The organism is Bacillus sp. GW821-FHT11D08 (assembly GCF_058808515.1).
In genome coordinates this window covers 123,966-147,611 of sequence record NZ_JBXARS010000001.1, presented here as the reverse complement: position 1 = coordinate 147,611, position 23,646 = coordinate 123,966, and the positions used below count along the sequence as shown (strand labels likewise).

28 protein-coding genes are annotated in these 23,646 nt (G+C 47.0%); 11 read left to right on the top strand and 17 right to left on the bottom strand.

Features of this window, described 5'->3' with window-relative positions:
* Positions 1–65: 65 nt before the first annotated feature.
* From AC1RRX_RS00810 to AC1RRX_RS00795, 4 genes are all read right to left on the bottom strand, one after another.
* A complete protein-coding gene (locus AC1RRX_RS00810) occupies positions 66–923 on the bottom strand; it encodes a Cof-type HAD-IIB family hydrolase (RefSeq protein ID WP_144463859.1) in 858 nt (285 codons plus the stop codon).
* Entirely contained in the window at positions 920–1,702 is a 783-nt protein-coding gene (gene glcR, locus AC1RRX_RS00805) for a transcriptional regulator GlcR (RefSeq protein ID WP_007407556.1), read from the bottom strand. The genes AC1RRX_RS00810 and glcR overlap by 4 nt, the downstream gene beginning before the upstream one ends.
* 210 nt (positions 1,703–1,912) lie before the next feature.
* Positions 1,913–2,254 (bottom strand): single-stranded DNA-binding protein, encoded by a 342-nt coding sequence (locus AC1RRX_RS00800; protein ID WP_007407557.1) that lies wholly within the window; start codon positions 2,252–2,254, stop codon positions 1,913–1,915.
* Between the two features lie 97 nt (positions 2,255–2,351).
* Entirely contained in the window at positions 2,352–2,705 is a 354-nt protein-coding gene (locus tag AC1RRX_RS00795) for a hypothetical protein (protein WP_003151247.1), read from the bottom strand.
* Positions 2,706–2,875: 170 nt separating this feature from the next.
* Between AC1RRX_RS00795 and AC1RRX_RS00790 the strand changes: the two genes are divergently transcribed.
* Complete coding sequence (locus tag AC1RRX_RS00790) at positions 2,876–3,286, top strand: YwpF-like family protein (protein ID WP_144463858.1); 411 nt, start codon at positions 2,876–2,878, stop codon at positions 3,284–3,286.
* A 45-nt stretch (positions 3,287–3,331) separates the two neighbouring features.
* On the opposite strand, the gene mscL is transcribed toward AC1RRX_RS00790, so the two are convergent.
* Positions 3,332–3,727, bottom strand: a complete 396-nt coding sequence (gene mscL / locus AC1RRX_RS00785; RefSeq protein ID WP_015418395.1) for a large conductance mechanosensitive channel protein MscL — start codon at positions 3,725–3,727, stop codon at positions 3,332–3,334.
* Positions 3,728–3,783: 56 nt separating this feature from the next.
* A complete protein-coding gene (gene fabZ, locus AC1RRX_RS00780) occupies positions 3,784–4,209 on the bottom strand; it encodes a 3-hydroxyacyl-ACP dehydratase FabZ (protein ID WP_003151242.1) in 426 nt (141 codons plus the stop codon).
* A gap of 195 nt (positions 4,210–4,404) precedes the next feature.
* Here fabZ and AC1RRX_RS00775 point away from each other — a divergent pair, with 195 nt between their 5' ends.
* Positions 4,405–5,469, top strand: coding sequence for a tetratricopeptide repeat protein (locus tag AC1RRX_RS00775; protein WP_040238774.1), 1,065 nt, complete (start codon positions 4,405–4,407; stop codon positions 5,467–5,469).
* 17 nt (positions 5,470–5,486) lie between these two features.
* On the opposite strand, the gene AC1RRX_RS00770 is transcribed toward AC1RRX_RS00775, so the two are convergent.
* From AC1RRX_RS00770 to spoIIID, 4 genes are all read right to left on the bottom strand, one after another.
* Entirely contained in the window at positions 5,487–6,308 is an 822-nt protein-coding gene (locus tag AC1RRX_RS00770; protein WP_064108111.1) for a flagellar hook-basal body protein, read from the bottom strand.
* Positions 6,309–6,332: 24 nt separating this feature from the next.
* Positions 6,333–7,130 carry a flagellar hook-basal body complex protein FlhO gene (gene flhO / locus AC1RRX_RS00765; protein WP_007614310.1) on the bottom strand — a complete coding sequence of 266 codons (798 nt, stop codon included), beginning with the start codon at positions 7,128–7,130 and terminating at the stop codon, positions 6,333–6,335.
* A 159-nt stretch (positions 7,131–7,289) separates the two neighbouring features.
* Complete coding sequence (gene mbl / locus AC1RRX_RS00760; protein ID WP_003151237.1) at positions 7,290–8,291, bottom strand: cell shape-determining protein Mbl; 1,002 nt, start codon at positions 8,289–8,291, stop codon at positions 7,290–7,292.
* A 180-nt stretch (positions 8,292–8,471) separates the two neighbouring features.
* The gene (gene spoIIID, locus AC1RRX_RS00755; protein ID WP_003151236.1) at positions 8,472–8,753 is read right to left on the bottom strand and encodes a sporulation transcriptional regulator SpoIIID; all 282 of its coding nucleotides are present in this window, start codon (positions 8,751–8,753) and stop codon (positions 8,472–8,474) included.
* A gap of 331 nt (positions 8,754–9,084) precedes the next feature.
* Between spoIIID and AC1RRX_RS00750 the strand changes: the two genes are divergently transcribed.
* On the top strand, positions 9,085–9,498 hold the full coding sequence (locus AC1RRX_RS00750; protein WP_007407562.1) for a MarR family winged helix-turn-helix transcriptional regulator: 414 nt from the start codon (positions 9,085–9,087) through the stop codon (positions 9,496–9,498).
* 24 nt (positions 9,499–9,522) lie between these two features.
* Positions 9,523–10,719 (top strand): MFS transporter, encoded by a 1,197-nt coding sequence (locus AC1RRX_RS00745; protein WP_039063773.1) that lies wholly within the window; start codon positions 9,523–9,525, stop codon positions 10,717–10,719.
* 34 nt (positions 10,720–10,753) lie between these two features.
* On the opposite strand, the gene AC1RRX_RS00740 is transcribed toward AC1RRX_RS00745, so the two are convergent.
* The 3 genes from AC1RRX_RS00740 to AC1RRX_RS00730 form a co-directional block, all read right to left on the bottom strand.
* The gene (locus tag AC1RRX_RS00740) at positions 10,754–12,208 is read right to left on the bottom strand and encodes an NCS1 family nucleobase:cation symporter-1 (protein WP_144463857.1); all 1,455 of its coding nucleotides are present in this window, start codon (positions 12,206–12,208) and stop codon (positions 10,754–10,756) included.
* 163 nt (positions 12,209–12,371) lie between these two features.
* A complete protein-coding gene (locus AC1RRX_RS00735; protein WP_094032554.1) occupies positions 12,372–13,736 on the bottom strand; it encodes an MFS transporter in 1,365 nt (454 codons plus the stop codon).
* Positions 13,733–14,299, bottom strand: a complete 567-nt coding sequence (locus AC1RRX_RS00730) for an isochorismatase family protein (RefSeq protein WP_144463856.1) — start codon at positions 14,297–14,299, stop codon at positions 13,733–13,735. The genes AC1RRX_RS00735 and AC1RRX_RS00730 overlap by 4 nt, the downstream gene beginning before the upstream one ends.
* Positions 14,300–14,551: 252 nt before the next feature.
* On the opposite strand from AC1RRX_RS00730, the gene AC1RRX_RS00725 reads away from it, so the two are divergent.
* Together AC1RRX_RS00725 and AC1RRX_RS00720 are read left to right on the top strand one after the other, a co-directional pair.
* The gene (locus AC1RRX_RS00725) at positions 14,552–15,763 is read left to right on the top strand and encodes an ammonium transporter (protein ID WP_003151223.1); all 1,212 of its coding nucleotides are present in this window, start codon (positions 14,552–14,554) and stop codon (positions 15,761–15,763) included.
* A gap of 17 nt (positions 15,764–15,780) precedes the next feature.
* Positions 15,781–16,131, top strand: coding sequence for a P-II family nitrogen regulator (locus AC1RRX_RS00720; RefSeq protein WP_003151222.1), 351 nt, complete (start codon positions 15,781–15,783; stop codon positions 16,129–16,131).
* A gap of 52 nt (positions 16,132–16,183) precedes the next feature.
* Here the strand turns inward: AC1RRX_RS00720 and ftsW are convergent, their stop codons facing one another.
* Complete coding sequence (gene ftsW / locus AC1RRX_RS00715; RefSeq protein ID WP_007407568.1) at positions 16,184–17,338, bottom strand: putative lipid II flippase FtsW; 1,155 nt, start codon at positions 17,336–17,338, stop codon at positions 16,184–16,186.
* 164 nt (positions 17,339–17,502) lie between these two features.
* Between ftsW and AC1RRX_RS00710 the strand changes: the two genes are divergently transcribed.
* Entirely contained in the window at positions 17,503–18,078 is a 576-nt protein-coding gene (locus AC1RRX_RS00710; RefSeq protein WP_007407569.1) for an undecaprenyl-diphosphatase, read from the top strand.
* A 16-nt stretch (positions 18,079–18,094) separates the two neighbouring features.
* Here AC1RRX_RS00710 and AC1RRX_RS00705 read toward each other — a convergent pair whose 3' ends face one another.
* Positions 18,095–18,517 (bottom strand): VanZ family protein, encoded by a 423-nt coding sequence (locus AC1RRX_RS00705; RefSeq protein ID WP_040238767.1) that lies wholly within the window; start codon positions 18,515–18,517, stop codon positions 18,095–18,097.
* A 91-nt stretch (positions 18,518–18,608) separates the two neighbouring features.
* A complete protein-coding gene (gene spoIIQ, locus AC1RRX_RS00700; protein ID WP_007407571.1) occupies positions 18,609–19,478 on the bottom strand; it encodes a stage II sporulation protein SpoIIQ in 870 nt (289 codons plus the stop codon).
* A 138-nt stretch (positions 19,479–19,616) separates the two neighbouring features.
* Here spoIIQ and AC1RRX_RS00695 point away from each other — a divergent pair, with 138 nt between their 5' ends.
* Positions 19,617–20,108 carry a GNAT family N-acetyltransferase gene (locus AC1RRX_RS00695; protein WP_105322165.1) on the top strand — a complete coding sequence of 164 codons (492 nt, stop codon included), beginning with the start codon at positions 19,617–19,619 and terminating at the stop codon, positions 20,106–20,108.
* Positions 20,105–20,554 carry a DUF5362 family protein gene (locus tag AC1RRX_RS00690; protein ID WP_007407573.1) on the top strand — a complete coding sequence of 150 codons (450 nt, stop codon included), beginning with the start codon at positions 20,105–20,107 and terminating at the stop codon, positions 20,552–20,554. The genes AC1RRX_RS00695 and AC1RRX_RS00690 overlap by 4 nt, the downstream gene beginning before the upstream one ends.
* Before the next feature lie 31 nt (positions 20,555–20,585).
* On the opposite strand, the gene AC1RRX_RS00685 is transcribed toward AC1RRX_RS00690, so the two are convergent.
* The gene (locus tag AC1RRX_RS00685; protein ID WP_007407574.1) at positions 20,586–21,023 is read right to left on the bottom strand and encodes a DUF5392 family protein; all 438 of its coding nucleotides are present in this window, start codon (positions 21,021–21,023) and stop codon (positions 20,586–20,588) included.
* Positions 21,024–21,243: 220 nt separating this feature from the next.
* On the opposite strand from AC1RRX_RS00685, the gene cls reads away from it, so the two are divergent.
* Entirely contained in the window at positions 21,244–22,692 is a 1,449-nt protein-coding gene (gene cls / locus AC1RRX_RS00680) for a cardiolipin synthase (RefSeq protein WP_003151210.1), read from the top strand.
* Positions 22,693–22,826: 134 nt separating this feature from the next.
* Entirely contained in the window at positions 22,827–23,213 is a 387-nt protein-coding gene (locus AC1RRX_RS00675; RefSeq protein ID WP_144463855.1) for a DUF5362 family protein, read from the top strand.
* Positions 23,214–23,646 lie beyond the last annotated feature (433 nt).

Here is a 23,646-nt window from a genome sequence, read left to right as displayed (position 1 = left end):
CTTACTGTTACGCCGCATTTGCCATGAATGCGTCACGCCAGTCATGAACAGTATCGCCATACCTTTCACAGTAAATTCCTGATCATATGCGCAACGCCGTTTTGATCATTTGTCAATGTAACGGCATCAGCGATCTCCTTAATATCTTCTCTCGCATTCCCCATCGCTATGCCTTTTCCGGCCGCCTGAAGCATTGAATAGTCATTTAAGCTGTCACCGACCGCGGCGGTTTCAGCCATCGGAATGCCGAGCTTTTGCGCCAGCCGTTTGAGCGCCTGCCCTTTAGAGGCGTTTCGAGACGCCAGTTCGAAGTTGTGATCGGCAGAGCTGACAAGGGTGAGATCTTTCTGACCGCTGAATCGGTCCCAGCCCGCTTTCAGCTTCCGCTCATCAAACGAAAATCCGAGAATATTATAAAAATCCAGATGCTCTTCTTTCTCAAAGAGCTCACGGTATGAATGAATGTAAGCAAAACCGGACTGGCTGTATTGCACTGAAGCCGCCTGTTCCAAAACGGAAAGATCGGTTTCCGGATTGGCGCTTTTCACCCGGTCCATTTCGATTTCGAGCAGCTGCCTGCCGGTTTCAGGCGTATAGATGGCTTTGTTTGTAAACACCTCATAGTAATATTGATTCTCTTCAAGCCATGACAAAATGCCGCGGGCTCTTGTTTCTTCAATCGCATCACAGTGGTACAGGCTGCCGTCAGGAGCATGAATGGCGGCTCCGTTTGCGCTGATGACCCACGTTTTTATGCCGAGCGGTTCGAATATGGAGTGCACGTCAAAATGCGCGCGTCCCGTGGAAACCACGATTTCAATTCCCGCTTGCCGGGCATCCCTTAAAGCCCGCTCATTTTCATCGCTTACTTGATGACTGCTGTTCAGCAGTGTGCCGTCCAGATCTATGGCAATCAGTTTCACATGTCCTCATCCTCTTCTTCAGATTCAGTTACAAGCAATTCTACGCCGTGCCGGTCGAGCAGATCGCAAAAATCCTGATCAGGCAGCTGATCGGTAATCAGCAGGTCAATCTCATGCAGAGCTGCATACTGATAAAAACTCGTACGGCCAAGCTTGGAGTGATCGCTCAGCGCAATCACCTGTTCCGCCTGTCGGATCATTTTACGCTTTACCATGCCGTCTTCTTCATGCGGAATCGTCAGGCCGTTTTCCGAGATGCCGACAACGCCGATCAGCACCTTATCGGCGTGATAATCCCCCAGTTTTTCTACGACGGAAGCCCCGTATAAAAACCGGTGTTCCTTCTGGAGCTTTCCGCCGAGCAGGTGAATATCAATTCCCTCTTTTGCGGAAAGGATATCGGCCTGATTGATCGAATTTGTAATAACAGTGCAGCCGGTGACATTTAAATGCTCCGCGCAGGCCTGCACGGTTGTCGATGTGTCCAGGATGATCCGGTCTCCTTTATGGATCAGGGATGCGGCCAGCTTGCCGATTTTGTTTTTCTCTTCAGAAACGGTTTTCAGCCGGCCCGAATAGCCCGGAACTTCCTGATTCACCGACGGCAGAATCGCGCCGCCCCGTGTTCTGATAATGGCCCTGCGCTCTTTCAGCTTTACAAGGTCCCTTCTTGCGGTATCTCTTGAAATATGAAGCAGCGAACATATCTGTTCAGCGGTGATCCGCCGATGCTGTTTCAAATATTCCATTATCGCAATCAGTCTTTCTTCTTGATACACGTCCTCATTCCCTTTTTCGTCACTTATCTGTAAGTAATTATAAGTTTTTATCCCAATATATTCAATGTTTTTAAGTATTCATAAGCGAAATCACTTCTTTTTAACCATTTTTTAGCTCCCGCACAAAAAAACCAGTCTTTCGACTGGCGAGTGGGAAGGAGGTATTGCGGGGCCCGCTGAAAAAGGCGGGAAATCGAGGAAAAAAGCATGCTATTCAGCCAGCGGCTCTTTCCGTTTTTGATCCATAAACCGAACGGTATCAGCCATGACCTCGGTCACATAAACTTTTACGCCGTCTGTCTTTTCATAGCTTCTCGTCTGGATTCTGCCGCTTACACCGACCATTGACCCTTTTTGGCAGTACAATGCCGTATTTTCAGCGTTTTTTCTCCAGATGGTGCAGTTGACGAAGTCGGTTCCGGTTTCACCCGACGCGCTTTTAAAATTGCGGTTTACCGCCAACGTAATATGTGCGACGGGAATGCCCGCTGCTGTAAAACGGAGCTCCGGGTCTTTCGTCAGCCGGCCGACAAGCATAACGTGGTTAAACAAGCCGTATCCTCCTCTCTTTTTCGAGGCTGGCTTCATTGTAGTACAAGGGCTCGTGAAAGCAAAAAGCGGAAAAAGCCGTTATCCGTTCAGGCTGCTCTTATGTTTTCGTTTTTCTTTCTGATAAAAAAAACTTTTGTTTTTGGCCGCTTATGTAATATGTATTTTTGAGCAGCCGCGAGAAAAGTTTCGTTTTGAGCCAGTCTTTCTCAAACATGCGGACAAACTTTCCGCCGTCCCATGCGAACCAGTAAAAACTCAGCTTTTTATCAGTCAGTGAAAGCTGAATTTTATACTGTTCCATGCGGTCTTTTGTTTCATATAAAAAGACGACATTTCCCCTTCTGTTAAGATGCACCTCACAATCTTCCTTTTTGCATACCAAGTAGGAATGATCGTCTTTTCGCCTTGAACCGTCTTCTATATAGATTTCCTTCAGGCGCAATTGATTCATAAGCATCTCTCCATGACCATATTCTTTTACATTATAATGAAAAAATAGAAATGATTAAATGTTGACCGCCTACAAAAATGATGAAGCATGTCTTACAGCATTTTCCCGGGAAAAATGATATGTGTTATAATAAATGAACGAAACATGGACAACAGGGGTGAAAATAAGAGATGAAAACCTTTAAACTGGTTGATCTGAATGTGGAACGTTTAGATAAAGACGATCAGCCGATTGAGCAGTTTCCCCTTTTAGACGGATTGATTATCAACAAAGAGGACGGAGAAAATCACTGGTTAATTGAAGCACTGGTCCCGGCCGAACACTTTTCTTTTTTTGACATGCTGATGAAAAGCCAGAAAGAAGCGAAGGTGTTTGTAACGATTACGAAAAAAAGCAACCGCCCCGCCCAGCTGACGGGAAGCCTCAAAAATATCGTCGAGCTGGAAAGAAGTATACAAGTTTTAATTTACGGTCAAATGGTGTCAAGAAACCACCCCGGATCAGAAAGCATTCTGGAGTCGCTCGTGAAAGAAGGCTACTCGGGCAGCCGGCTGATTGAAGCGTTTAAACAAAAATTATGATCATGAAAAAGGCCGGACGTTAATCATCCAGCCTTTTTTTGTGCCCTAGTCATTATGAGGAGCCCGCTGTTTCAGCAGATCTCTGATTTCAGTCAGCAGTTCTGTCTGCTGATCTGTGTCTTCTGCTTCTTCAGCCTCTTCTTCTGCTTCTTTTTTACGTCTCAGCTTGCCTATTGTGCGGATCACGATAAAAATAGAAAATGAAATAATGAAGAAGTTCACAATCGTTTGAATGAAGCTTCCGTACTTGATATGAGCATCGCCGAATGTCACGGCCAGCCCTGAAAAGTCAAGACCGCCAAGAAGCAGTCCGACCAGCGGCATGATGATGTCTTCAACGAGCGACGTCACGATTTTGCCGAAAGCGCCGCCGATGACGACACCGATAGCCAGATCCATGATATTGCCCCGCATCGCAAAGCTTTTAAATTCTGACCACATCACATTCACCCCTTTCTATACAAAATGGGCTTTTTTATAAGCCCATTTGTTTGCTTTTATTCTCCGAGCGCAAAAGTTAATTCAGCTTCACACACGAGCTCGCCGTCAACTTTGGCAACGCCTTTGCCGCGTCCGATCGTACCGCGCGCGCGGGTAATATCAACCTCAAGCTCCAGCTTGTCACCCGGTTTTACCTGCTTTTTGAAACGGCAGTTATCAATCCCCGCAAAAAATGCGAGTCTGCCCCGGTTTTCTTCTTTAATCAGCATCGCAACCGCTCCGACCTGCGCCAAAGCCTCTACGATTAATACGCCCGGCATAACAGGGTATTCAGGAAAATGGCCGTTGAAAAAATCTTCATTCGCCGTCACATTTTTATATCCCGCCGCCCGTTTTCCTTCTTCGACTTCCGTAATTCTGTCTACCAGAAGAAACGGATAGCGATGGGGAATAATTTCTTTAATTTGCTGAGTATCAAGCATTCTCTTGACATCTCCTTCATCGACAATAGTATGTATAGAAGGCATATGTGGCAACCAATCTGTACATTTGGAAGTATATTATGAATCAATTTCTTTTTCAACCGCGCTGTAAACTGTAACCAGCTGGCAATGAGCCTCGTCCATTAATGTGTTATGATAAATAAAGATTTTTACCCTATGCAAAGAGGTTGGAAGATGATTGCTAAGTTTACTGAAAAACGTACGCTGGTGATGCTGAATGAGTGGTATGACGCCATGGGAAAACGCCAATTCGATCTAGCCCGTTCCCTTCACGAACAAATCAATCAGCATCTCCCCAAATTACAAAAGAATGCAAAGCTCAAACTCAGATATCAGCTGTTTTTCGCACGGTTCCAGCTGCTGTTTGAGAAAAAAGACGGTCTGAATAAGCTGTTCTGCGAGCTGAAGCGGCGCAAAGATGAGATGGATCATGAATTAACTTATTATTTCTATTTTTTCAAAGGGTTATTCCATATGGTGAATGGCGCTCCGAACCGTGCTGTCTGCCGCTTTAAAGAAGCTGAACAGTACCTGCCGGCCATTCAGGACCGTTTCGAAGCCGCTGAATTTTATTATAAAACAGCGGGTGCATATTACATGATGAAGTCGCCTGCGCTCTCCATTCAATATGTCAATAAAGCGCTGGAAATCTATCAAGGTGAATTCGGCTACATCAAAAAAACGCTCAGCTGCCGGCTGCTTCTCGCCGTGAATTATATAGACGAGGCACGCTATGACGACGCGGAACAGCTCTTCAATGAATCCATAAAGATAACGGACCGGATCAATGATAATAACCTGCTGTGCCACGCCTATTATAATTTTGGTTTTTTAAAGACCGCCCAGAAAAAAGATAAAGAGGCCCTCCCTTTTTACAAAAAGGTATTGGGCAATCAGCGTTTCGAGAAAGAGTCTCCCGTTTCCTACCTTCATTGTGTGTACGAAGCGGTCAGAGCACTTTTTAAAACCGGATCTGCCGCCGAAGGACAAACCGTGCTGCAGAAAGGTTTATACATATCTGAAAAAGTGCAGAACAAGATTATGAAATTGAAGCTGACCGCGCTCAACATACTGTACACCGCTCAGGAGGACCCGTACGACCGATTGCAGAAGCTCGTGCTGGAGCTGCAGAAAATTGAAGCGTGGGTGGATTTGGAAGTGCTGCTTCAGGATATTACTGATTACTACAAAAAAAAGGGCGATTTTGAGAAAGCCGCATTTTTTATCATGCGCGGCTGATCAAAACGCCCCTTCTTTTATCTGACTGAGTTGATTAAGCCCAGCATTTGGTCTCCCAATGTAATCGTGCGGCTGTTCAGCTGATAGGAACGCTGAGACACGATTAAGCCGGTCATTTCTTTTGACATATCGACATTTGAACCTTCAAGCGCGCCCTGCTCCATGCCGATTGCCTGCCGGTTTGCGCCGGTAAGGTCTTCAATCGCTGAAGCCCCCGCGCCGTTTACGGAAAACAGATTATCCCCTTCCGCATGAAGCGCCTGCGGATTATTGACATTGACGATGCCGAGATTAAACGTCTGCGAACGGGTTCCCGCCTGGTCTGAAGCAGTCAGCGTTCCGGTTTTGCTGATTTTCAGCTGAGTCAGCGAACTGTCAATTTGTATGGGCTGACCGTTCTCATCGAGAATGGGATTGCCTCCCGCTGTCATCAGCTGAAGCAGCCGGTCATTTCCGCCGGCCGGCTTGAGGGAAAGTGAGCCGTCCCTTGTATACACCCGCCGTCCGTCCGCTTCTGCCTGAAGATATTGATAAGGTGATGTGAACGCGATATCAAGGTCACGGTCGGTTTTTTTGATGCTTCCCTGCCCTGAGTCCAGCTGCGGAGTCATCACCGTTCCGGCGCCGAGACGCAGGCCGGGCGGCGTTTTCCGCATGTTCGGCGAATTTTCCTTTTTGTCATCTATATGGTCATACTGCTGTCTGATCAGCTCGGAAAAGCGGGAGTCCCTCGCTTTATAGCCTGTCGTATCACTGTTTGAAAGGTTGCTGCTGACTGTATCCATCTGCTGCTGAAGCTGATGTAAGGCTGTTGAAGCCGTCAGCATTGATCTGAGCATCATAATTGAATGTCCCCCATTTTGTTACACTTTGCCGATTTCATTTGCGGCTTTATCCATGCTTTTATCGTAAGCCTGAATGACTTTCTGATTGGCTTCAAATGATCTGTATGCTTCCGTCATCTCTGTATACGTGCTCGTCACGTCCACGTTTGAAAGCTCCGAGACGCCTTGCTTTAATGAATACGAGACTTGGGGATTCGCCGCCGCGCTCGGCAGTTCAGAGCCGTCGGCCGTGCTGTATAGGTCATTGCCGTCCCGTTTCAGATTGCGCACGTCTTCTTCCATTCTGATATCAATCTGCCCCGCCGGCCGGCCGTTTGTCGTGACCGTTCCGTTTTCTGATACGGTGAATTTTTCATTGTCGACTGTAATCGGCTGTCCGTTTGTTGATAACACAAGGTTTCCGTTTATCGTAAGCTGATTGTTTTCATTTAATGAGAAAGTGCTGCTTTTTGAATAGCGGACGCCGCCTGCGGTCTGGACGGGATAAAACAGCTCGGCGTTTTCATTCGTTTCGGCATTCTTGGGAACCTGATTCTCCATAAGCGCGATATCCGTCGGCTGATCGGTCGTTTTCAGGCTTCCCTGCGTAAACAACGGTTTCAGCTCCTGCATGTATACGCCTGTGTTGACGGAGCCGATTTTCGTTTTTTTGTCGCCTTCTATTCGGCTCAGAAGCATCTCGGGAAAGGCGCGGATTGAACCTTGATCCTCTTTGTACCCTGACGTATTCGCGTTTGCGATGTTATTTGACAGCATTTCCGTTCTTCTCTGCTGTGTAATCATTGCGGACGTTGCGGTATATAATCCTTTTAACAAGTCTTCCACCTCTGAAATAGCATTATTTCCAGTTGCCTCACCGGAACATTTGTTCTATAATGAAAATCAGCATTTTTTCTTATTATCGGATTTACATTCCCGTTCGTGAAGGGTTTGACAGAAAAAAACCCCATTCTTTTTCAGAATGAGGTTTTATCATCAGCTCAGTTTGCGTTTTGGAAGCTTGTCCATGTTATCCAGCATGACGCCGGTTCCGACCGCAACACAATCCATCGGGTTCTCAGCAACAAGAACAGGCACCCTCAGCTCTTCGGCAAGAAGCTGGTCAAGCCCGTTCAACAGCGCTCCCCCGCCGGTAATGATAACGCCGCGGTCGATGATGTCAGCGGACAATTCAGGCGGTGTTCTTTCAAGAACCTGCTTGGCGGCCTGCACAATGACGGCAACTGATTCACGAAGGGCTTCTTCTACTTCTTTGCTGTTTACTGTAATCGTTCTCGGCAGACCGGAAACCATGTCACGGCCGCGGATGGTGATTTCTTCATGACGTGCGTCTGGGAAAACCGTTGCGACCTTCACCTTAATATCTTCAGCGGTACGTTCACCGATCAGCAGCTTATACTCGCGTTTGATATAATTTAAGATTTCCATGTCAAACTTGTCCCCAGCCATCTTAATAGAAGAGGAGGTGACAATATCGCCCATAGAAATAACTGCGATATCTGTCGTACCGCCTCCGATGTCAACAACCATGTTACCGCTCGGCTGGAAGATTTCCATACCCGCGCCGATAGCGGCAACTTTCGGTTCTTCTTCAAGGTACACATGCTTTCCGCCGCTTTTTTCAGCTGCTTCTTTAATCGCTTTTTGCTCAACGGATGTAATATTCGTCGGGCAGCAGATCAGCATGCGCGGTTTTGAGAAAAGTCCTTTTACATTCAGCTTATTAATGAAATGTTTCAGCATGGCTTCTGTTACTTCGAAGTCTGCGATTACGCCGTCTTTCAGCGGACGGATCGCAACAATATTCCCAGGTGTACGTCCAACCATTCGTCTGGCTTCTTCACCGACAGCCAGCACTTTGCCGCTGTTTTTATCAAGTGCCACAACGGAAGGCTCATTCAGAACAATTCCTTTTCCTTTTACATGGATCAGTACATTTGCAGTACCGAGGTCAATTCCAATATCCCTTGCAAACATCTATTTATATCCTCCTTGATATCTGTTTCACAGTAAAATATCCACATTGTGCCCTAATTATATATATTATCATAATTTATCAAAAAAAAGCTGCTGAACGATATAAGTTCTTGACAAAATTTTGCGGATATTCGCGAAACCGCCCGGGAGGAGAAAAAAGGGCCCGGCAGACGTCAGGCGCTACGGCTGCTGAACGGGCTCCCCTTCAAGAATTTCATCCTTCTTGTACTTTAATTTCGTCGCCTCTCCCCCTCTTAAATGTCTGATGGATTTATGATAATCGAGTATTTCTTTTACTTCATTCGCCAAGTCAGGATTGATTTCAGGCAGGCGCTCTGTCAGATCTTTGTGTACGGTACTTTTGGAAACACCAAACTCTTTCGCAATGACACGAACGGTTTTTTTCGTCTCCACGATATACTTGCCAATCTTGATTGTTCGCTCTTTGATGTAATCGTGCACACCACTCGACCTCCCCAGTTGGATGTGAGAAGTGTGAAATGAGATCCGTATTCTGTAACAGATTCACTGATGATGCAGCTTCTTCGTTGTCCGATTATATAAGAAGGTTTTAGAAATATGCCCACGATCCCTCACCTCAAACACTCTCTTTGATAGGTTTGTAACAGTGTATTAGCAATGAATTGGGAATATGCTAAAAACTCAATAAGGACAAGGGGCGGGTCATAATTTTCTGCTTTTTGATCGGGGGGTTTACATCCGCGCGATCCTGCTGTAGAATGAAACAGCACAATTAGTTACTTAGGTAAGTTTTTTGAAAAGGAGAACGGAAATGATCCACGTCAACAGACGCCTCATTCACCAAATCAATCAATGCGCCCGCCTGATTACGAAGAAAGCCAATGAACGGCTGGAACCATTCGGCCTGTACTCCTCTCAATGGTCAATCCTATATTGCTTAAAAACGATCGGACCGATGACCCAAAAAGAAATCTGGTCCTATCTAAACGTAGAGGCGCCGACCGTTACCAGAACGATCAAACGCCTTGAAGAAAACGGCTGGATTCAGCGGGAACAGGGAGAAGACAAGCGGGAAAAGCTCGTCGTCCTGACGAAGGAAGCTGAATTGAAATACGACAGCATCAATCAAGAGATGCTGAAGTTCGAGGAAGACATGCTTGCGGATTTCCAAGATGGAGATAAGGAAGCTTTTTCTGAGTTTCTGAATGTGTTTTTAACGAAATAGAAAAGAAAGGGAAGTGCTGTACTTTTGAGTAAATCTGACTCGATCTGGACCAAAGATTTTATTATGGTCGTACTCGTGAATTTATTTGTCTTTGTGTTCTTTTATACATTTTTGGCCGTGCTGCCTATCTATATGATTCAGGAGCTTGGCGGCAGTGAATCGCAAGGAGGGCTTTTGATCAGCCTGTTCCTGTTATCTGCTATTATCACCCGTCCTTTTTCAGGGGCGATTATTGAACGGTTCGGCAAGAAAAGAATGACGATTGTATCCTTGGCGCTGTTCGCCCTGTCTTCTTATCTGTATTTGCCGCTACACAATTTCTATCTGCTGCTCGGACTGCGTTTTTTCCAAGGCATCTGGTTCAGCATCTTAACGACGGTTACGGGCGCAATTGCCGCTGACATTATTCCCGCCAAGCGGCGCGGCGAGGGGCTCGGTTATTTTGCGATGTCTATGAACCTTGCCATGGCGATCGGTCCTTTTCTCGGGCTGAGTCTTGTGAAAGTCATTTCGTTCCCGGTTTTCTTTACGATTTTTGCCGTATTTGTTTCTTTAGGCTTGCTGATTGCTTTTATGATTCGTGTGCCGGATCAAAACAACAGCGGAACGACTGTCTTCCGTTTTTCTTTCTCCGACATGTTTGAAAAAGGCGCGCTTAAAATCGCGATTGTCGGGTTGTCCATTTCTTTCTGTTATTCAAGTGTGACTTCATATTTATCCGTTTATGCAAAGACGATCCACCTGTTGGATGTCAGCGGCTATTTCTTCGTCTGTTTCGCAGTGACGATGATGGCCGCCCGTCCTTTCACAGGAAAGCTGTTTGACAGAGTGGGGCCGGGAATCGTCATCTATCCGTCGATTATCGTGTTCTCCGCGGGGCTTTGCATGCTGGCGATGACAAACAGCGCCCTCATGCTTCTCTTGTCCGGTGCCGTAATCGGTCTCGGATACGGCTCTATCGTACCGTGTATGCAGACGCTGGCGATTCAGAACTCGCCCGGACACCGTTCAGGCTTTGCGACGGCTACCTTCTTCACTTTCTTTGACAGCGGGATTGCCGGCGGGTCCTATGTATTCGGCCTCTTCGTCGCTTCGGCCGGATTCCATTCGATTTATCTGGCAGCAGGGCTGTTCGTCCTGATTGCTTTACTCCTGTATGGCTGGAGCCAGAAAAAAAGAACGCCGCTTCAAGCGGACGGAAACGTTTCAATCGCAGACTAATATGACAAAAAGCCGGGGGCAGCCCCGGCTTTTTTTATTCGGCCGCTCTTTCCCGCGCGATTCGTCTTGCCGCTTTTGCATAAGGAGGATGAATATACATAAGCGCCGTATAACCGAGACATGACAAAATGACACCCGCAAACCAGGAGATATCATAGATGCCGGCGAACGCCGGGACGTACATCCCGATTAAAGAAATAAACGCGCCGAGAAAGGTCGCGGCAAAGGCCCGGTAATTATAGCCTTTGTAATAAGTGTACTGTCCGGTCTCCGAATAAAGGTCTTCAACTGAGAGCTGCCTTTTTCTTATGATAAAATAATCAGCCATCATCACCCCGGCCACCGGTCCGAGCATCCCGCCGATGAGCCCGAGAAACGCATAAACATTCGTGGCGCTCTCCATCAGCTTCCACGGTATTGTGAACAGGGCCAAAACGGCGGCCAGATACCCTCCCCTCCTGAATGTAATATATTTCGGCAGGACATTCGCCAAGTCATAGGCCGGTGACACGATGTTTGCCGCCACGTTAACCGAGACGGCGGCGATGCAAAGTGTGATGACCGAAAGAGCGATAACGAAAGGATTATCAAACCGGGCCAAAATCTCCACCACATCCCAAATCGGTTCTCCGAATGCTACTTGTGATCCGGATGTCACCGTGATGCTTGCAAACGCGAACAGCGCAAACGTTCCCGGCAGCCCGTAAAACTGGCCGCGAATCTGTTCTTTTTGCGACGCGGCGAACCGGGTGAAGTCAGGGATATTCAGAATCAGCGTCGCCCATATTCCGATAATGCCCGTCACTCCGGCGGCAAACGGCCAAAACGTTTCAGAAAAGGTGTGGAACTTTCCCGGCTGTGAGTAAATCGGTCCGAGTCCGCCGGCAATATCTATCGCCCACCAGACCATGCCGCCGAAGACGAGATAAACAAGCGGGCCCGCCCACACTTCAAATTTTTTGATCGATTCCATGCCGTGCCGCAGCACAAGCAGATGAATGCCCCAAAAGAAAATGAACGACAGAAAACCCGGCAGATGAAGCCCGAGTATATTCCAATCTCCGCCGAGACTCCCCCAGCCCGGCCATATGTTCAAAAGCAGAATGTGCAAAGCCGTGCTCCCGGCAAATGTTTGAATTCCGAGCCACATGATGGCTGTAAACGCCCTGAGAAGCGCCGGAATGTTAGCCCCGTATATTCCGTAAGAAGCCCTGATAATGACCGGAAAAGGCAGTCCGTATTTCGTTCCGGCATGGCCGTTCAAGGCCAAAGCGGCGAACAAAATGAGTGACGCCGTCACGATAATGGCGAGCACCTGCCACGGAGAAAGGCCGATCGCAATGAGCCCGCCCACAGTCGCGTAGGTCGGGATATTATGAATACAACCCATCCAGATGGATGCAAAATTCACCGCTTTCCATGTCCGTTCGCCGTCTTCTAAAGGCAGTAAATCTTTATTGCTTAGCCGATCACTCGTTGTTTTTTTCATTTTCTCCCTCCCGCATGTGCGTTTTCCTTACATCACATGTGAAAAAATATAACTGAAAATTCCATAAATAACATTGGTCGCTGTCGACAATAATCGTTTTGATTTTTGAGCACATTACACAAAAAAAGAGACGGGGAGAGCCCGTCTCTTTTTGTTGCGCCTGTTAAGAGGCTTTTTTGAGGAGAACCGAAAACCGGAACGCCATCAAAAGGCTTACAGCGCCGACAACGATAAGAATCGTCCCAAGCATATGAAAATGGCCGGCGGTAATTTCTTTTCCGAAAAGAATGCCCAAAATGACAGAAGACAAAATCGAACCGAGATACCGGCAGGTCTGAAACAGGCCGGACGTTGTTCCGACCATGTCGGCGGGGCTCGTTGTCAGCATGGCCGCCTGAAACGTGACATTTCCGAAGCCGTAGCCGACACCCAGCACGGACAGGATCAGCCCTTTTCCTATCATGGGCGCCTGAAGAAAGAAAAACGTTAACAGTACCGCCCCGATCACGGTCAGGCAGGTTCCGGCAACAATCGGCTGAAGAAGCCCTTTCTTATCTATCCATTTTCCGGTCAGAGGCGACACCAGAATACTCATGCCCGACATAAACAGCATAATCAACCCGCTTGTCTGAACGGACAAATGCATTTCATCCTGAAAATAGCTCGGAAGCCCGAAAAAGATGCAGTAAAAGAATATATTCAGCAAAATAAATTGAATATACACCGACGATAGTTTCCGATGCGTTTTAAACAGCCTGACATCAATAAACGGCTTCTCCGTTTTCAGCTCGCGCCAGATAAACAGCCCGACAAACAAAAGCCCGAATACGCCTTCTGTATAGTGAGGCTTCGTACTGAAGGACAATAAAAACGACAGGAGAAGGATAATCGCTCCGGCAAACAGGAGTATCCCGATCGTATCAAGCTGGCGGAGCACGCCTTTCAAGCCGCCGATCTCGCGTTTTTCATCTTTCGGAAACATATACATTCCGAGAAAAAAGCTGAGAATGATAAACGGCAGATTGACGAAAAAGATTGCCGGCCACCCTCCCCAAACGATCAGAAAACCGCCGAGAGTCGGACCGAGCGCCGTCATGGCTGATGCAAAGATTGACAGGACGGCCAGCGCCGAAGCCTGCTTCTCCTGTATATTTGAACGGATCAATCCGACGCCGGACGGATATATCGCGCTGCTTCCGATCGACTGAAACAATCTCATAATTAACAAAGTCATAAAAGTCGGCGCAAACGGCGCGCCGACCGCTGAGACGGCAACAAGCAGAAGCCCGATCAAAAACAGCTTCTTCCTGCCGAGCATATCACCGAGCTTCCCGGTAACAGGCTGCGCCACCGCGCTGGCCAGATAAAAGGACGATATCAGCCAGGACACCGTTGTAAACGACAGGTGAAATTCATGCTGAATACTGTGAAGCGCAAGAGAAATCATCGACGAGTTCAATGGGTTCAGCATCGTCCCCGAAGCCACGGCTGTCAAGAACAGGACGCGGCTTTTTTTGGAGATTGTCATTTTGTCTGTGTGATAAATTCTTCCGTCGTCCGGCTTCTGCCGATTTTCGGGAAGATAAACTTGAGTGTCGCTTCGTGCTGTTCATCGCTGAATGTCGCCATCGCGTCAGTTACGAAAACTTGCTGATACCCGAGCTGAAAAGCTTCTCGCGCCGTGCTTTCCACACCGATGTTTGTCGCAATCCCGCATAACACAATCGTGTCGATTCCCCGTCTTCTGAGCTGAAGGTCCAGGTCCGTGCCGAAAAACGCGCCCCACTGCCGTTTTGTTACCGTATAATCGTTTTCTTTCACTCCGATCTCAGGCACAAATTCAGCCCAATCCGCCGGCGGAGCCGAATGGCCCGCCGCCTCTTCATCCGTCAGCGGCTTCAGCGCATCCGCTCCGTCATGAAAATCCACGTTCACAAAGCTGATAAATCCGCCTTTTTCCCGGAACACATCAATTAATTTTTTCGCGTTCGGCACAACGGTACCGCTTTTATCCATCTGCACAATGCCTTTTTGTAAATCAATAAGGACCAAAGCCGTTTTTTCAAATTGCAGATTTAATGATGTTGTCATAATGATTCCTCCTGATGCAGTTAGTGTTTCTCACCCCGTTTATTTTACTCTTCCCCGGACAGGATTTCTTCCGCCGTGCTCCGGCGCTCTTTTTATGGATATAAAGTCGCACGGCACCCATTTGAAAAAACAGTATTATGAATGCAAAAAACCATGTCAGATAACCTTACACGAAAATGTTTTATCGTTCTTTTTTCTCTATAATAATGAATTAATCACAATTACATTCTGAATGAGACGGAGGAATACAACATGCAGATGGGCGATACAGTATTTATGTTCTTTTGCGCTTTACTCGTGTGGCTGATGACCCCCGGGCTGGCTTTGTTTTACGGCGGAATGGTAAAAAGCAAAAACGTGCTCAGCACGGCGATGCATAGTTTTTCTTCTCTCGCCATCGTATCCGTCGTTTGGGTTTTGTACGGATATTCACTTGCTTTTGCCCCCGGCAATACATGGCTTGGCGGGATTGAATGGGCCGGGCTGAAGGGGGTCGGCTTTGAACCCGGAAGTTACAGTGATACGATCCCGCATTCCTTGTTCATGATGTTCCAAATGACGTTTGCCGTACTGACGACGGCCATTATTTCCGGAGCATTTGCTGAACGCATGAGATTCAGTGCTTTTCTTGTATTTTCCTTTTTGTGGGCTTCCCTCGTATATACGCCCGTTGCGCACTGGGTATGGGGCGGCGGCTGGATCGGCCAAATGGGCGCTCTTGACTTCGCAGGCGGAAACGTCGTCCACATTTCTTCCGGAGTCGCCGGGCTTGTGCTGGCGATTGTGCTCGGGAAACGCAAGGACGGCACGGCGGCTTCGCCTCACAACTTAATTTACACGTTCTTGGGCGGAGCGCTCATCTGGTTCGGATGGTTCGGCTTCAATGTCGGCAGCGCCCTCACGCTTGACAGTATCGCGATGTTTGCCTTCATTAACACAAACACCGCGGCTGCAGCCGGAATTATCGGCTGGATTTTAATCGAATGGATGCTGAATAAAAAACCGACCATGCTGGGTGCTGTATCGGGCGCAATCGCCGGGCTTGTCGCCATTACGCCGGCTGCCGGGTTCGTTACGCCGTTCTCTTCCATCGTGATCGGGTTCATTGGCGGGCTTGTCTGCTTTTGGGGCGTTTATTGGCTCAAAAAGACTTTCGGTTATGATGATGCGCTTGACGCTTTCGGCCTGCATGGGATCGGCGGGACATGGGGCGGCATCGCGACCGGTTTATTCGCCACCACTTCCGTCAATGACGGCGGGGCAAACGGGCTGTTTTACGGCGATCCGGGACTGCTCTGGAAGCAGATTGCGGCCATTGCGGCAACCTATGTATTTGTATTTATTGTCACTTTCGTTATCATTAAAATTGTAGGTCTGTTCATTCCCCTGCGCGCCAGTGAAGAAGAAGAGTCACTCGGGCTTGATTTAACGATGCACGGGGAAAAAGCATATCAGGACTTATAAAGTGAGGAGTGGCTTAGATGAGCGGTCAAATGTTCAAGGTAGAAATCGTTACGCGTCCGGCTAAGTTTGAAACATTGAAACAGGAACTCGGTAAAATCGGAGTCACATCGCTGACCTTCTCCAACGTACACGGCTGCGGCCTTCAAAAAGCCCACACCGAACTGTACCGCGGAGTCAAAATTGAGAGCAATGTGTATGAACGGCTGAAAGTGGAAATCGTTGTCAGCAAGGTCCCCGTTGATCAAGTCGTGGAAACGGCGAAAAAAGTGCTGAAAACGGGAGAGCCCGGAGACGGCAAAATATTCGTCTATGAAATCGGAAACACGATTAATATCCGCACCGGAGAAGAAGGACCAGGAGCTTTATAAACAGGCAGAACGCCCGGAGACAGAAATGTCCCGGGCGTTTTTTCCAGCTTCATTAAAAAGAAGAAACCTTTTTTTCATGCGGGACAGGCCGCTTATGCCGTACGGGTTGTTTTTTCGCATATGTACTGATATTGACCAGTATGCCGCACAAAAACAGCGTCATAATTAATGAAGAACCGCCGTAGCTGATAAACGGAAGCGGCACACCCGTAACCGGGAGAAGTCCGCTCATCGCTCCCAAATTCAATACAACCTGAAACATTAATTGAAACGTAATTCCGATGGCAAGAAGCTTCCCGAACGGGTCATCAGCCCGCACGGCCGTTTTTACGCCGAGAAGCATTAACGCAAAATATAATCCCAAAACGATCAGAACACCGAATATCCCCAGCTCTTCGCTGATCACGGCCATAATGAAATCGGTATGCGCCTCAGGCAGATAGTTCATTTTTTCAACACTGTTTCCAAGCCCTCTTCCGAAAAACCCGCCTCCGGAAATAGCAAAATAGGATTGAATCAGCTGATAGCCGTCCCCATTCGCGTCACCAAACGGATTGGTAAAGGAAACGAGGCGCTTCACACGATAGGAAGCGGAAAATGCGAGATAAACAACCCCCGACACCGCCGTCGCGCCGAGCACGAACAGATGGCGCTTTTTCAAGCCGGCACATAATAAAATCGACCCGCACGCCGCCAGGATTAAGGAAGCCGTCCCTAAATCAGGCTCCGCCAATGTCAGCAGAAAAGCAGTTCCCAAAATCACTAAAGGCGGCAGAACCCCTTTCACAAATTGATGAATGTACGGCTGCTTTTTCGTATAAATCGAAGCGAAATACAAAATCATCGCGATCTTCGCCAATTCAGACGGCTGTACGACAAGCGGGCCCGCTCCCAGCCACCTGCGGGAAAAATTCCGCTCCAGCCCGATTCCCGGTATCAATACGAGCAGCAGCAATACCAGCGAACCGACCACAAACAGCGGTACAAGCCGCGCATACCGCTTATACGGCAGACAGGCGGCAAATAGAAATAAGCATAATCCGATCAGTAAAGAGGCACTCTGCTTATGGAAGAAATAGGATGGATCTCCGTACCGCTGAGACCCCATCACATCACTGGCGCTGTACACCATTAACAAGCCGAATCCGCAAAGCAGCATAATGACAAACACAAGCGGCAGATCGGCGTTTTTCAAACGTTTCAGCAACGGACAAAACTCCTTCGGCTATTCTTTTCCCGCATACTTGACGCACAGTAATACAGTCACGTTTCATTCTGTTTACTTTTTTATGATTATTTTTAATACCAATTGTGTCTCATAGAAAAAAGCATTACACTGTTCATATAAAATAAAGATAAAAGGTGATATTTGTGAATTACGAACTATTTAAAGCGATCAATGGTTTGTCGCACCATAGTGCCATTCTCGACTCTATCATGGTATTTATTACGGAATACGCCATTTACGCCTACGCCCTTTTCCTGCTTGCCATGTGGCTGTTCGGAAGCACAAAAGGCAGACAAAACGCCCTGTACGCGGGCTTCACGGGTGTTGCAGCGCTTATCGTCAACTACCTCATCACGAAAGTCTATGTCGAGCCGCGCCCCTTTGTCGAACATACGGTTCATACGCTGATCCCTCATGCCGCGGATGCTTCATTTCCGAGTGACCATACGACAGGCGCTTTGGCGATTTCAATTGCGATTCTGTTCCGCAACAAAAAACTCGGCTGGCCGCTTGTGATTTTCGGCCTTTTGACCGGCTTCTCAAGAATTTGGGTCGGCCACCATTATCCGATCGATGTGCTCGGAAGCATTATCGTTTCCCTCATTGTCGGATTCCTGCTGTTCAGATTTTCAAATGTGCTTCGTCCGATTGTCGATCTGATCGTGCGAATCTATGAAAGTATCGTTCATAAAAGCAAATCGACAAACCATAATATATAAAAAAAGCCGGCGTCTGTCACAGACTGCCGGTTTTTGTATGTTTGGCTGTATGCTTTTTCCTTTGTAAAGCACAGAATGCGGCAATGCCGAGACTGTCAATCAGCACATCGCGGAGGCATCCGTTTCTGCCGAAAAAGAGCTGGACGATTTCTGTCAGGAAAGCGGCGGCCAATGCATACAGCACCGCCCTCTTCATGCGCCTGCGCTCTCTGAAAAACAAATAGGCGAGCACAAAAAATGAAAACGCGTGCCCGAGCTTTTGAATCGCCGCTTCCGATATGGCGAGCTCCGCCATATCGAACACAAAGAAACCGGACACATCCGGATGCGGCGTGAAACGGAAGGACACCGTCTGTGACACAATCATATCGTGAAAGCTTTCCGTCAAAGCCGAAACGAAAACAAAGACGAGCCACCCGGCCGCCAGACATTTATTCATTCAGCATCTCCTTCGTTTTCTACTAGTATAAAGGCACATGCGGCAATATGAAAAGCGCCTATCTGAGCTGATAGGCGCTTTGGGATCAAGATTACTTGCCCGAATCTTTCATTGAGCCGTCATCTTTACCATCTGTCTTGTCTTTTGTGCCGTCCTCTTTGTCACCTGGTTTTTCTTCGGTTTCTTTTTTAGGCGTCACATCTTTTTTCTCGGAAGACTGCTGAATTGACCCTTCCGTTTCTTCTGTCACAGCGTTTTTCTCTTCAGCCGCCGCTTTTTCAATAGATGTTACCGGCTTGTCCATAAAATTGAGCGGGTTCATCGCTACGCCGTCCTTGCGGATTTCAAAGTGCACGTGATTTCCGCTTTCTTCACTGTAAAGGTTTTTTCCGGATTTACCGATGACCTGGTTCTGCTTTACTTTGTCGCCCTGATCCACGCTGACTTCAGATAAAGACTGATAGACAGTAGACAGGCCGTCTGAGTGTTCAATTTCAACCACATATCCCAGTACCGGGTCTTTAGCAGCTTTAACAACCGTACCGCTCAGAGAAGCAGAAACATCAAATGATTTTCCGTCTTTCTCAGCTAAGTCAATTCCTTTACTGAGGCTGTACGTGTTATTATAGTTAACAAGTGCTGCTTCTTTCTCTTTTTTTGCGGCATCAGTTTCATAAAACTTTTTCACAACAGAAACATTTTCAGAATGAGCAGCCGGCATTGCGACGTTTTCCATTGACTTGCCTACTTCGACGGCATCGTCTTTGCCGCTGTCATACGCGGAGTTTCCGCCGTTGTTCGTCAGATTGTCCTTCACATCATTCGAAACGGATTGATACCAAAGGACAGCTGTTAAAATGACGGCCGCACTGACTAAGTAGATTGCAGGGAATATCCAGCGTTTGCGAAAAAACCGCTGAAGTTTTTTGACTTGAGAAGTTTTCTTTTCTTCCTCTCTCATTTGTTCATCACCTCAGCAACATTCTGAACACTTTTCTGAAAATATATACACATCCATAAAAAACTTTTTTGGAAATAGTATGTGCAGATTGCACTTAATTATGTAATGAAATGTGAAGGGAGATCCCGGAATATGAATTTGACCCTGCGCAAAGCCGTATTGGAGGATTTAAATGCGGTGGTGGCCATATACAACTCGACGATTGCCTCACGAATGGTAACGGCTGATACGGAAGAAGTGACGCCCGCAGACCGGATGGATTGGTTTTTGCGGCACACGGACCGGCGCCCGCTGATGGTCGCGGAAGATGAAACCGGCAAAGTGGCGGCCTGGATCAGCTTTGAAACGTTTTACGGCCGTCCGGCCTATGACAAAACGGCGGAGATCAGCATCTATCTGCATCAGGATTGCCGCGGCAAAGGAGCAGGAAGCTTTCTGCTGAAAGAAGCCCTGGCACTCGCTCCGGCAATCGGCATCCGCAGCCTGATGGCTTTTATCTTCGGACATAATGTGCCGAGCATTAAGCTGTTTGAAAAATTCGGTTTTACCGAATGGGGCGTATTCCCGGGTATCGCCGAAATGGACGGAAAACGATATGACTTGAACATTTTAGGGAGAGAACTGTCATGATCACCATTGATAAAGACAAAGACGAAAACCAGCCGCTCAATAAAAAAGCCCGTTCCCTTGCCGACATCGCCAAATGGGGAAAGATCACCGCCGTGTTTCTGATCATCACGGGCTCTCTTTCCGCTCTGTCAGCCATTGTGACACTGCTCGGAGCCATTCCGGGGGTTCTGCTCATCATTTCCGGCGTCATGCTGATGCGCTCGGCAAAAGCGGCTGCCGCCCTTCAGGAAGGACTAGAAGAAAACGCGGAAGAAAATATGCTTGCACATTACGCGTCATTTATCAAAATGCAGTTTTTTTACGCGGCATCCAGTGTGGTATTGGGCATTCTCGCTTTTATTTTAGTCGTCATCTTCGCTGTCATCGGAATTATCGCTTATCACAGCACTGATACGTATGACACGCCTGATTCATATTACTATGAGAACGACCCGGTGTTTGAATGACAAAAAGAGCTGATCGCGTGTCAGCTCTTTTTTAATAAAGCATTTCTTTTTTCCGGTCTTCTTCCGTTAAAAATTCAATAAAGCTCTTCATCGCAGACGGCTCCTCGGCAATCAGCCGGGTATAGGCGCTTTTCCGTTCCTCGGACAGAATGTCGCTTTTTCTGATTCTGTTCAGCATATAAAGGCGGATCGTTTTTTGCACCTGTTTCCGCTGATGGCCGGCTTCCTTAAAAAACGCAAGACCCAGAGCCGCAAGGAGGGCAAAAATGCCGGCCGATACGAGAGCTCCTCTCCCGGAAGGGGCCTGAATCAAAAGCGATGCCAGATGAAACAGACTAAAAGCGGCGAGCGGGAAAGCAAGAAAACGGTAAATGATGCTTTTTTTCATCAGCGGCGCAATGGCGATTTGTATTTTCTGAATTTCTTTTTTTATGAATCCCGGCAATTGTTCCGCATGCTCCAGCTTCATGCCCTCTCCCCTTTGCTGTCATTTTTGTCTTCTTTTTCATATATGCATATTTTACCGCACCCGGAACTTTCTTTGAAAGAAAACTGCATTCATCTTTGATTCCGGCTCTTTATTCTTTCAAAATGTCAATGTTATAATTTGAAATGGGAATCAGATTGCTGCACTTGTCGGAATACTAATGGGCACAGTCTTGATAAATATGATATAGCGGGGTTGCAAAGTGAGCATTTCATTTATTTTATTCGGATTTTTTTTCGTTTTAAATATACTGTTGGCCGTCATCATGATTTTCAAAGAAAGACGCGATGCCAGCGCTTCATGGGCTTGGCTCTTGGTTCTTTTTTTTATTCCCATTTTAGGGTTTATTTTATACCTGTTATTCGGCCATAACCTGAGACGCAAGCATCTGTTTCAGTGGGAAGACCGTAAAAAAATCGGGATAGAAAAGCTGCTGAAGTTTCAGCTGAAAGATCTGAAGTCGAGGCAATTCCAATTTAACAACAGGGCGACTGTGGATAATAAAGACCTCATCTATATGCTTGTCATGAACAACCACGCAGTCTTTACAGAGGATAATTCGGTGGAGATTTTGACGGACGGGCGCGATAAGTTCAAACGCTTAATGAAGGACATTTCCAATGCAAAAGATCACATTCACCTTCAATACTATATTTATAAAGGTGATGAACTGGGGAAAAAATTGCGCGATGCCTTAGTGAAAAAAGCACGGGAAGGCGTAAAAGTCAGAGTGTTATATGATGAACTCGGTTCAAGATCACTCAGAAAAAAATTCTTCAAACCGCTGCGGGACGCCGGCGGCCATGTGGAAGTCTTTTTTCCTTCCAGGCTTCGTCCGATTAATTTGCGGCTCAATTATCGGAATCACCGCAAGCTCGTCATCATTGACGGCGAAACCGGCTATGTCGGCGGCTTTAACGTCGGAGATGAATATCTCGGCCTGAATCCGAAATTCGGCTACTGGCGCGATACGCACCTCAGGCTTCAAGGCACGGCGGTGCACGCTATTCAGACACGGTTTATCCTCGATTGGAATCAAGCCTCCCATCATCATACGCTCACATACGTTCCGAATCATTTTCCGGAATGCGAGCCGAAGGGCAATGTCGGGATGCAGATTGTCACGAGCGGACCGGATTCAGAATGGGAACAAATTAAAAACGGCTATATCAAGATGATCTCAACGGCCAAACGGTCGATCCTGATTCAGACGCCTTACTTTATTCCTGACTCAAGTCTTTTAGATGCCCTCAGGATCGCCTGTCTGTCAGGCATCGACGTCAAAATCATGATTCCGAACAAGCCGGATCACGCTTTCGTTTACTGGGCGACTTTATCTTACATCGGCGATCTTTTGAAAGCCGGAGCCTCAGTCTACATTTACGATAACGGCTTTATTCATGCAAAAACGATTGTTGTTGATGATGAGACGGCTTCAGTCGGTACGGCGAATATCGACGTCAGAAGCTTCAGACTTAATTTTGAAGTCAACGCCTTTATTTATGACGTCACCATTGCGAAAAAACTCATTTCCTCATTTAAAGAAGATCTGCTCGTCTCCAGAAAATATACGTATGAAGAATATCAGGAGCGTTCGCTGCGGATCCGCATTAAAGAATCGATTTCAAGACTTCTTTCGCCGATTTTGTAATTCCCGGGGTGTTTCTCGGGAATTTTCTGATACAAAACGGACACGGCACGAAAAAACACATTTTATATTCAAAAGAATGACCCAATAGTGTATAAATGAAAAGTGAGTATTTTTTTGTAAAGGAGTGCCATAGTTTGAAACCTGAATCAGTGAATCGTTCGCTTATTGCTATTTCAAAATGGGGAAAAGCGACAGGTATTTTATTTATTATCGTGGGTGCGTTTGCGGCGCTGTCGGGCGCGTTTTTCTTTTTAATCGGAGCCATTCCCGGCGTTCTGCAGATCATTGCCGGCATTTTTCTGATGCGCTCGGCAAATGAAGCGGGACAGATGGCGGAGCAGTTCAATGAACTGACAGAGGAACATATGCTGGAGAATTATGCAAAGTTCGTGAAAATGCAGGGGATCTACCTGATTGTGACGGTCGGCTTGTCCGTTCTCGGTATCGTTCTCTTCATTGTCCTCATGACGCTCGGCATCGTGGACGGCGTGTTTAATAATATTGATGCCAATACATATTAAAAAGGAAAATCCCGGCGCATCCGCCCGGGATTTTTTCTTATTCCGCTTCTTCAATAACGGTAAAGCGTTCGTTTTTGTGCTTCGGATTTGCCAATACGGCGATGGCATAATGGCGCAGCTGATGCAGCTGTCTGCAAATATTCTTTCAGACATTCCGGCTTCAGCTCAAAAAAGTTTATTCAAATAAAGCTTTTCCTCAGAGTTTCAACTGAAATCACTCAATTGTTCGACTGTTCCTGATCAGGTTTAGAAGCAAGAATTGTGATTCTGCAAAATAAGGATAAAAGCCCTGATGGAACAAGACCACTCATCATACAGTTTTTTGGGTCTTTGTAATTAAATTACAATTGTTCTTAATATTCACTCATGTATTCATGCTATTATATTGAAAGGAACGATCAAAAGCGTTGGCGTTCGTAATTGTTTTAAATAT

Bases quoted from the DNA above. Each gene is read 5' to 3' on its own strand.
- AC1RRX_RS00730 (WP_144463856.1), bottom strand. From the start codon at position 14,299: ATGACAACATCATTAAATCTGCAATTTGAAAAAACGGCTTTGGTCCTT.
- AC1RRX_RS00725 (WP_003151223.1), top strand. From the start codon at position 14,552: ATGCAGATGGGCGATACAGTATTTATGTTCTTTTGCGCTTTACTCGTG.
- AC1RRX_RS00775 (WP_040238774.1), top strand. From the start codon at position 4,405: ATGATTGCTAAGTTTACTGAAAAACGTACGCTGGTGATGCTGAATGAG.
- AC1RRX_RS00795 (WP_003151247.1), bottom strand. From the start codon at position 2,705: ATGAATCAATTGCGCCTGAAGGAAATCTATATAGAAGACGGTTCAAGG.
- AC1RRX_RS00750 (WP_007407562.1), top strand. From the start codon at position 9,085: ATGATCCACGTCAACAGACGCCTCATTCACCAAATCAATCAATGCGCC.
- AC1RRX_RS00735 (WP_094032554.1), bottom strand. From the start codon at position 13,736: ATGACAATCTCCAAAAAAAGCCGCGTCCTGTTCTTGACAGCCGTGGCT.
- fabZ (WP_003151242.1), bottom strand. From the start codon at position 4,209: ATGCTTGATACTCAGCAAATTAAAGAAATTATTCCCCATCGCTATCCG.
- AC1RRX_RS00790 (WP_144463858.1), top strand. From the start codon at position 2,876: ATGAAAACCTTTAAACTGGTTGATCTGAATGTGGAACGTTTAGATAAA.
- mbl (WP_003151237.1), bottom strand. From the start codon at position 8,291: ATGTTTGCAAGGGATATTGGAATTGACCTCGGTACTGCAAATGTACTG.
- spoIIQ (WP_007407571.1), bottom strand. From the start codon at position 19,478: ATGAGAGAGGAAGAAAAGAAAACTTCTCAAGTCAAAAAACTTCAGCGG.
- AC1RRX_RS00770 (WP_064108111.1), bottom strand. From the start codon at position 6,308: ATGCTCAGATCAATGCTGACGGCTTCAACAGCCTTACATCAGCTTCAG.
- AC1RRX_RS00685 (WP_007407574.1), bottom strand. From the start codon at position 21,023: ATGAAGCTGGAGCATGCGGAACAATTGCCGGGATTCATAAAAAAAGAA.
- AC1RRX_RS00705 (WP_040238767.1), bottom strand. From the start codon at position 18,517: ATGAATAAATGTCTGGCGGCCGGGTGGCTCGTCTTTGTTTTCGTTTCG.
- mscL (WP_015418395.1), bottom strand. From the start codon at position 3,727: ATGTGGTCAGAATTTAAAAGCTTTGCGATGCGGGGCAATATCATGGAT.
- AC1RRX_RS00740 (WP_144463857.1), bottom strand. From the start codon at position 12,208: ATGAAAAAAACAACGAGTGATCGGCTAAGCAATAAAGATTTACTGCCT.
- AC1RRX_RS00690 (WP_007407573.1), top strand. From the start codon at position 20,105: ATGATCACCATTGATAAAGACAAAGACGAAAACCAGCCGCTCAATAAA.
- AC1RRX_RS00720 (WP_003151222.1), top strand. From the start codon at position 15,781: ATGAGCGGTCAAATGTTCAAGGTAGAAATCGTTACGCGTCCGGCTAAG.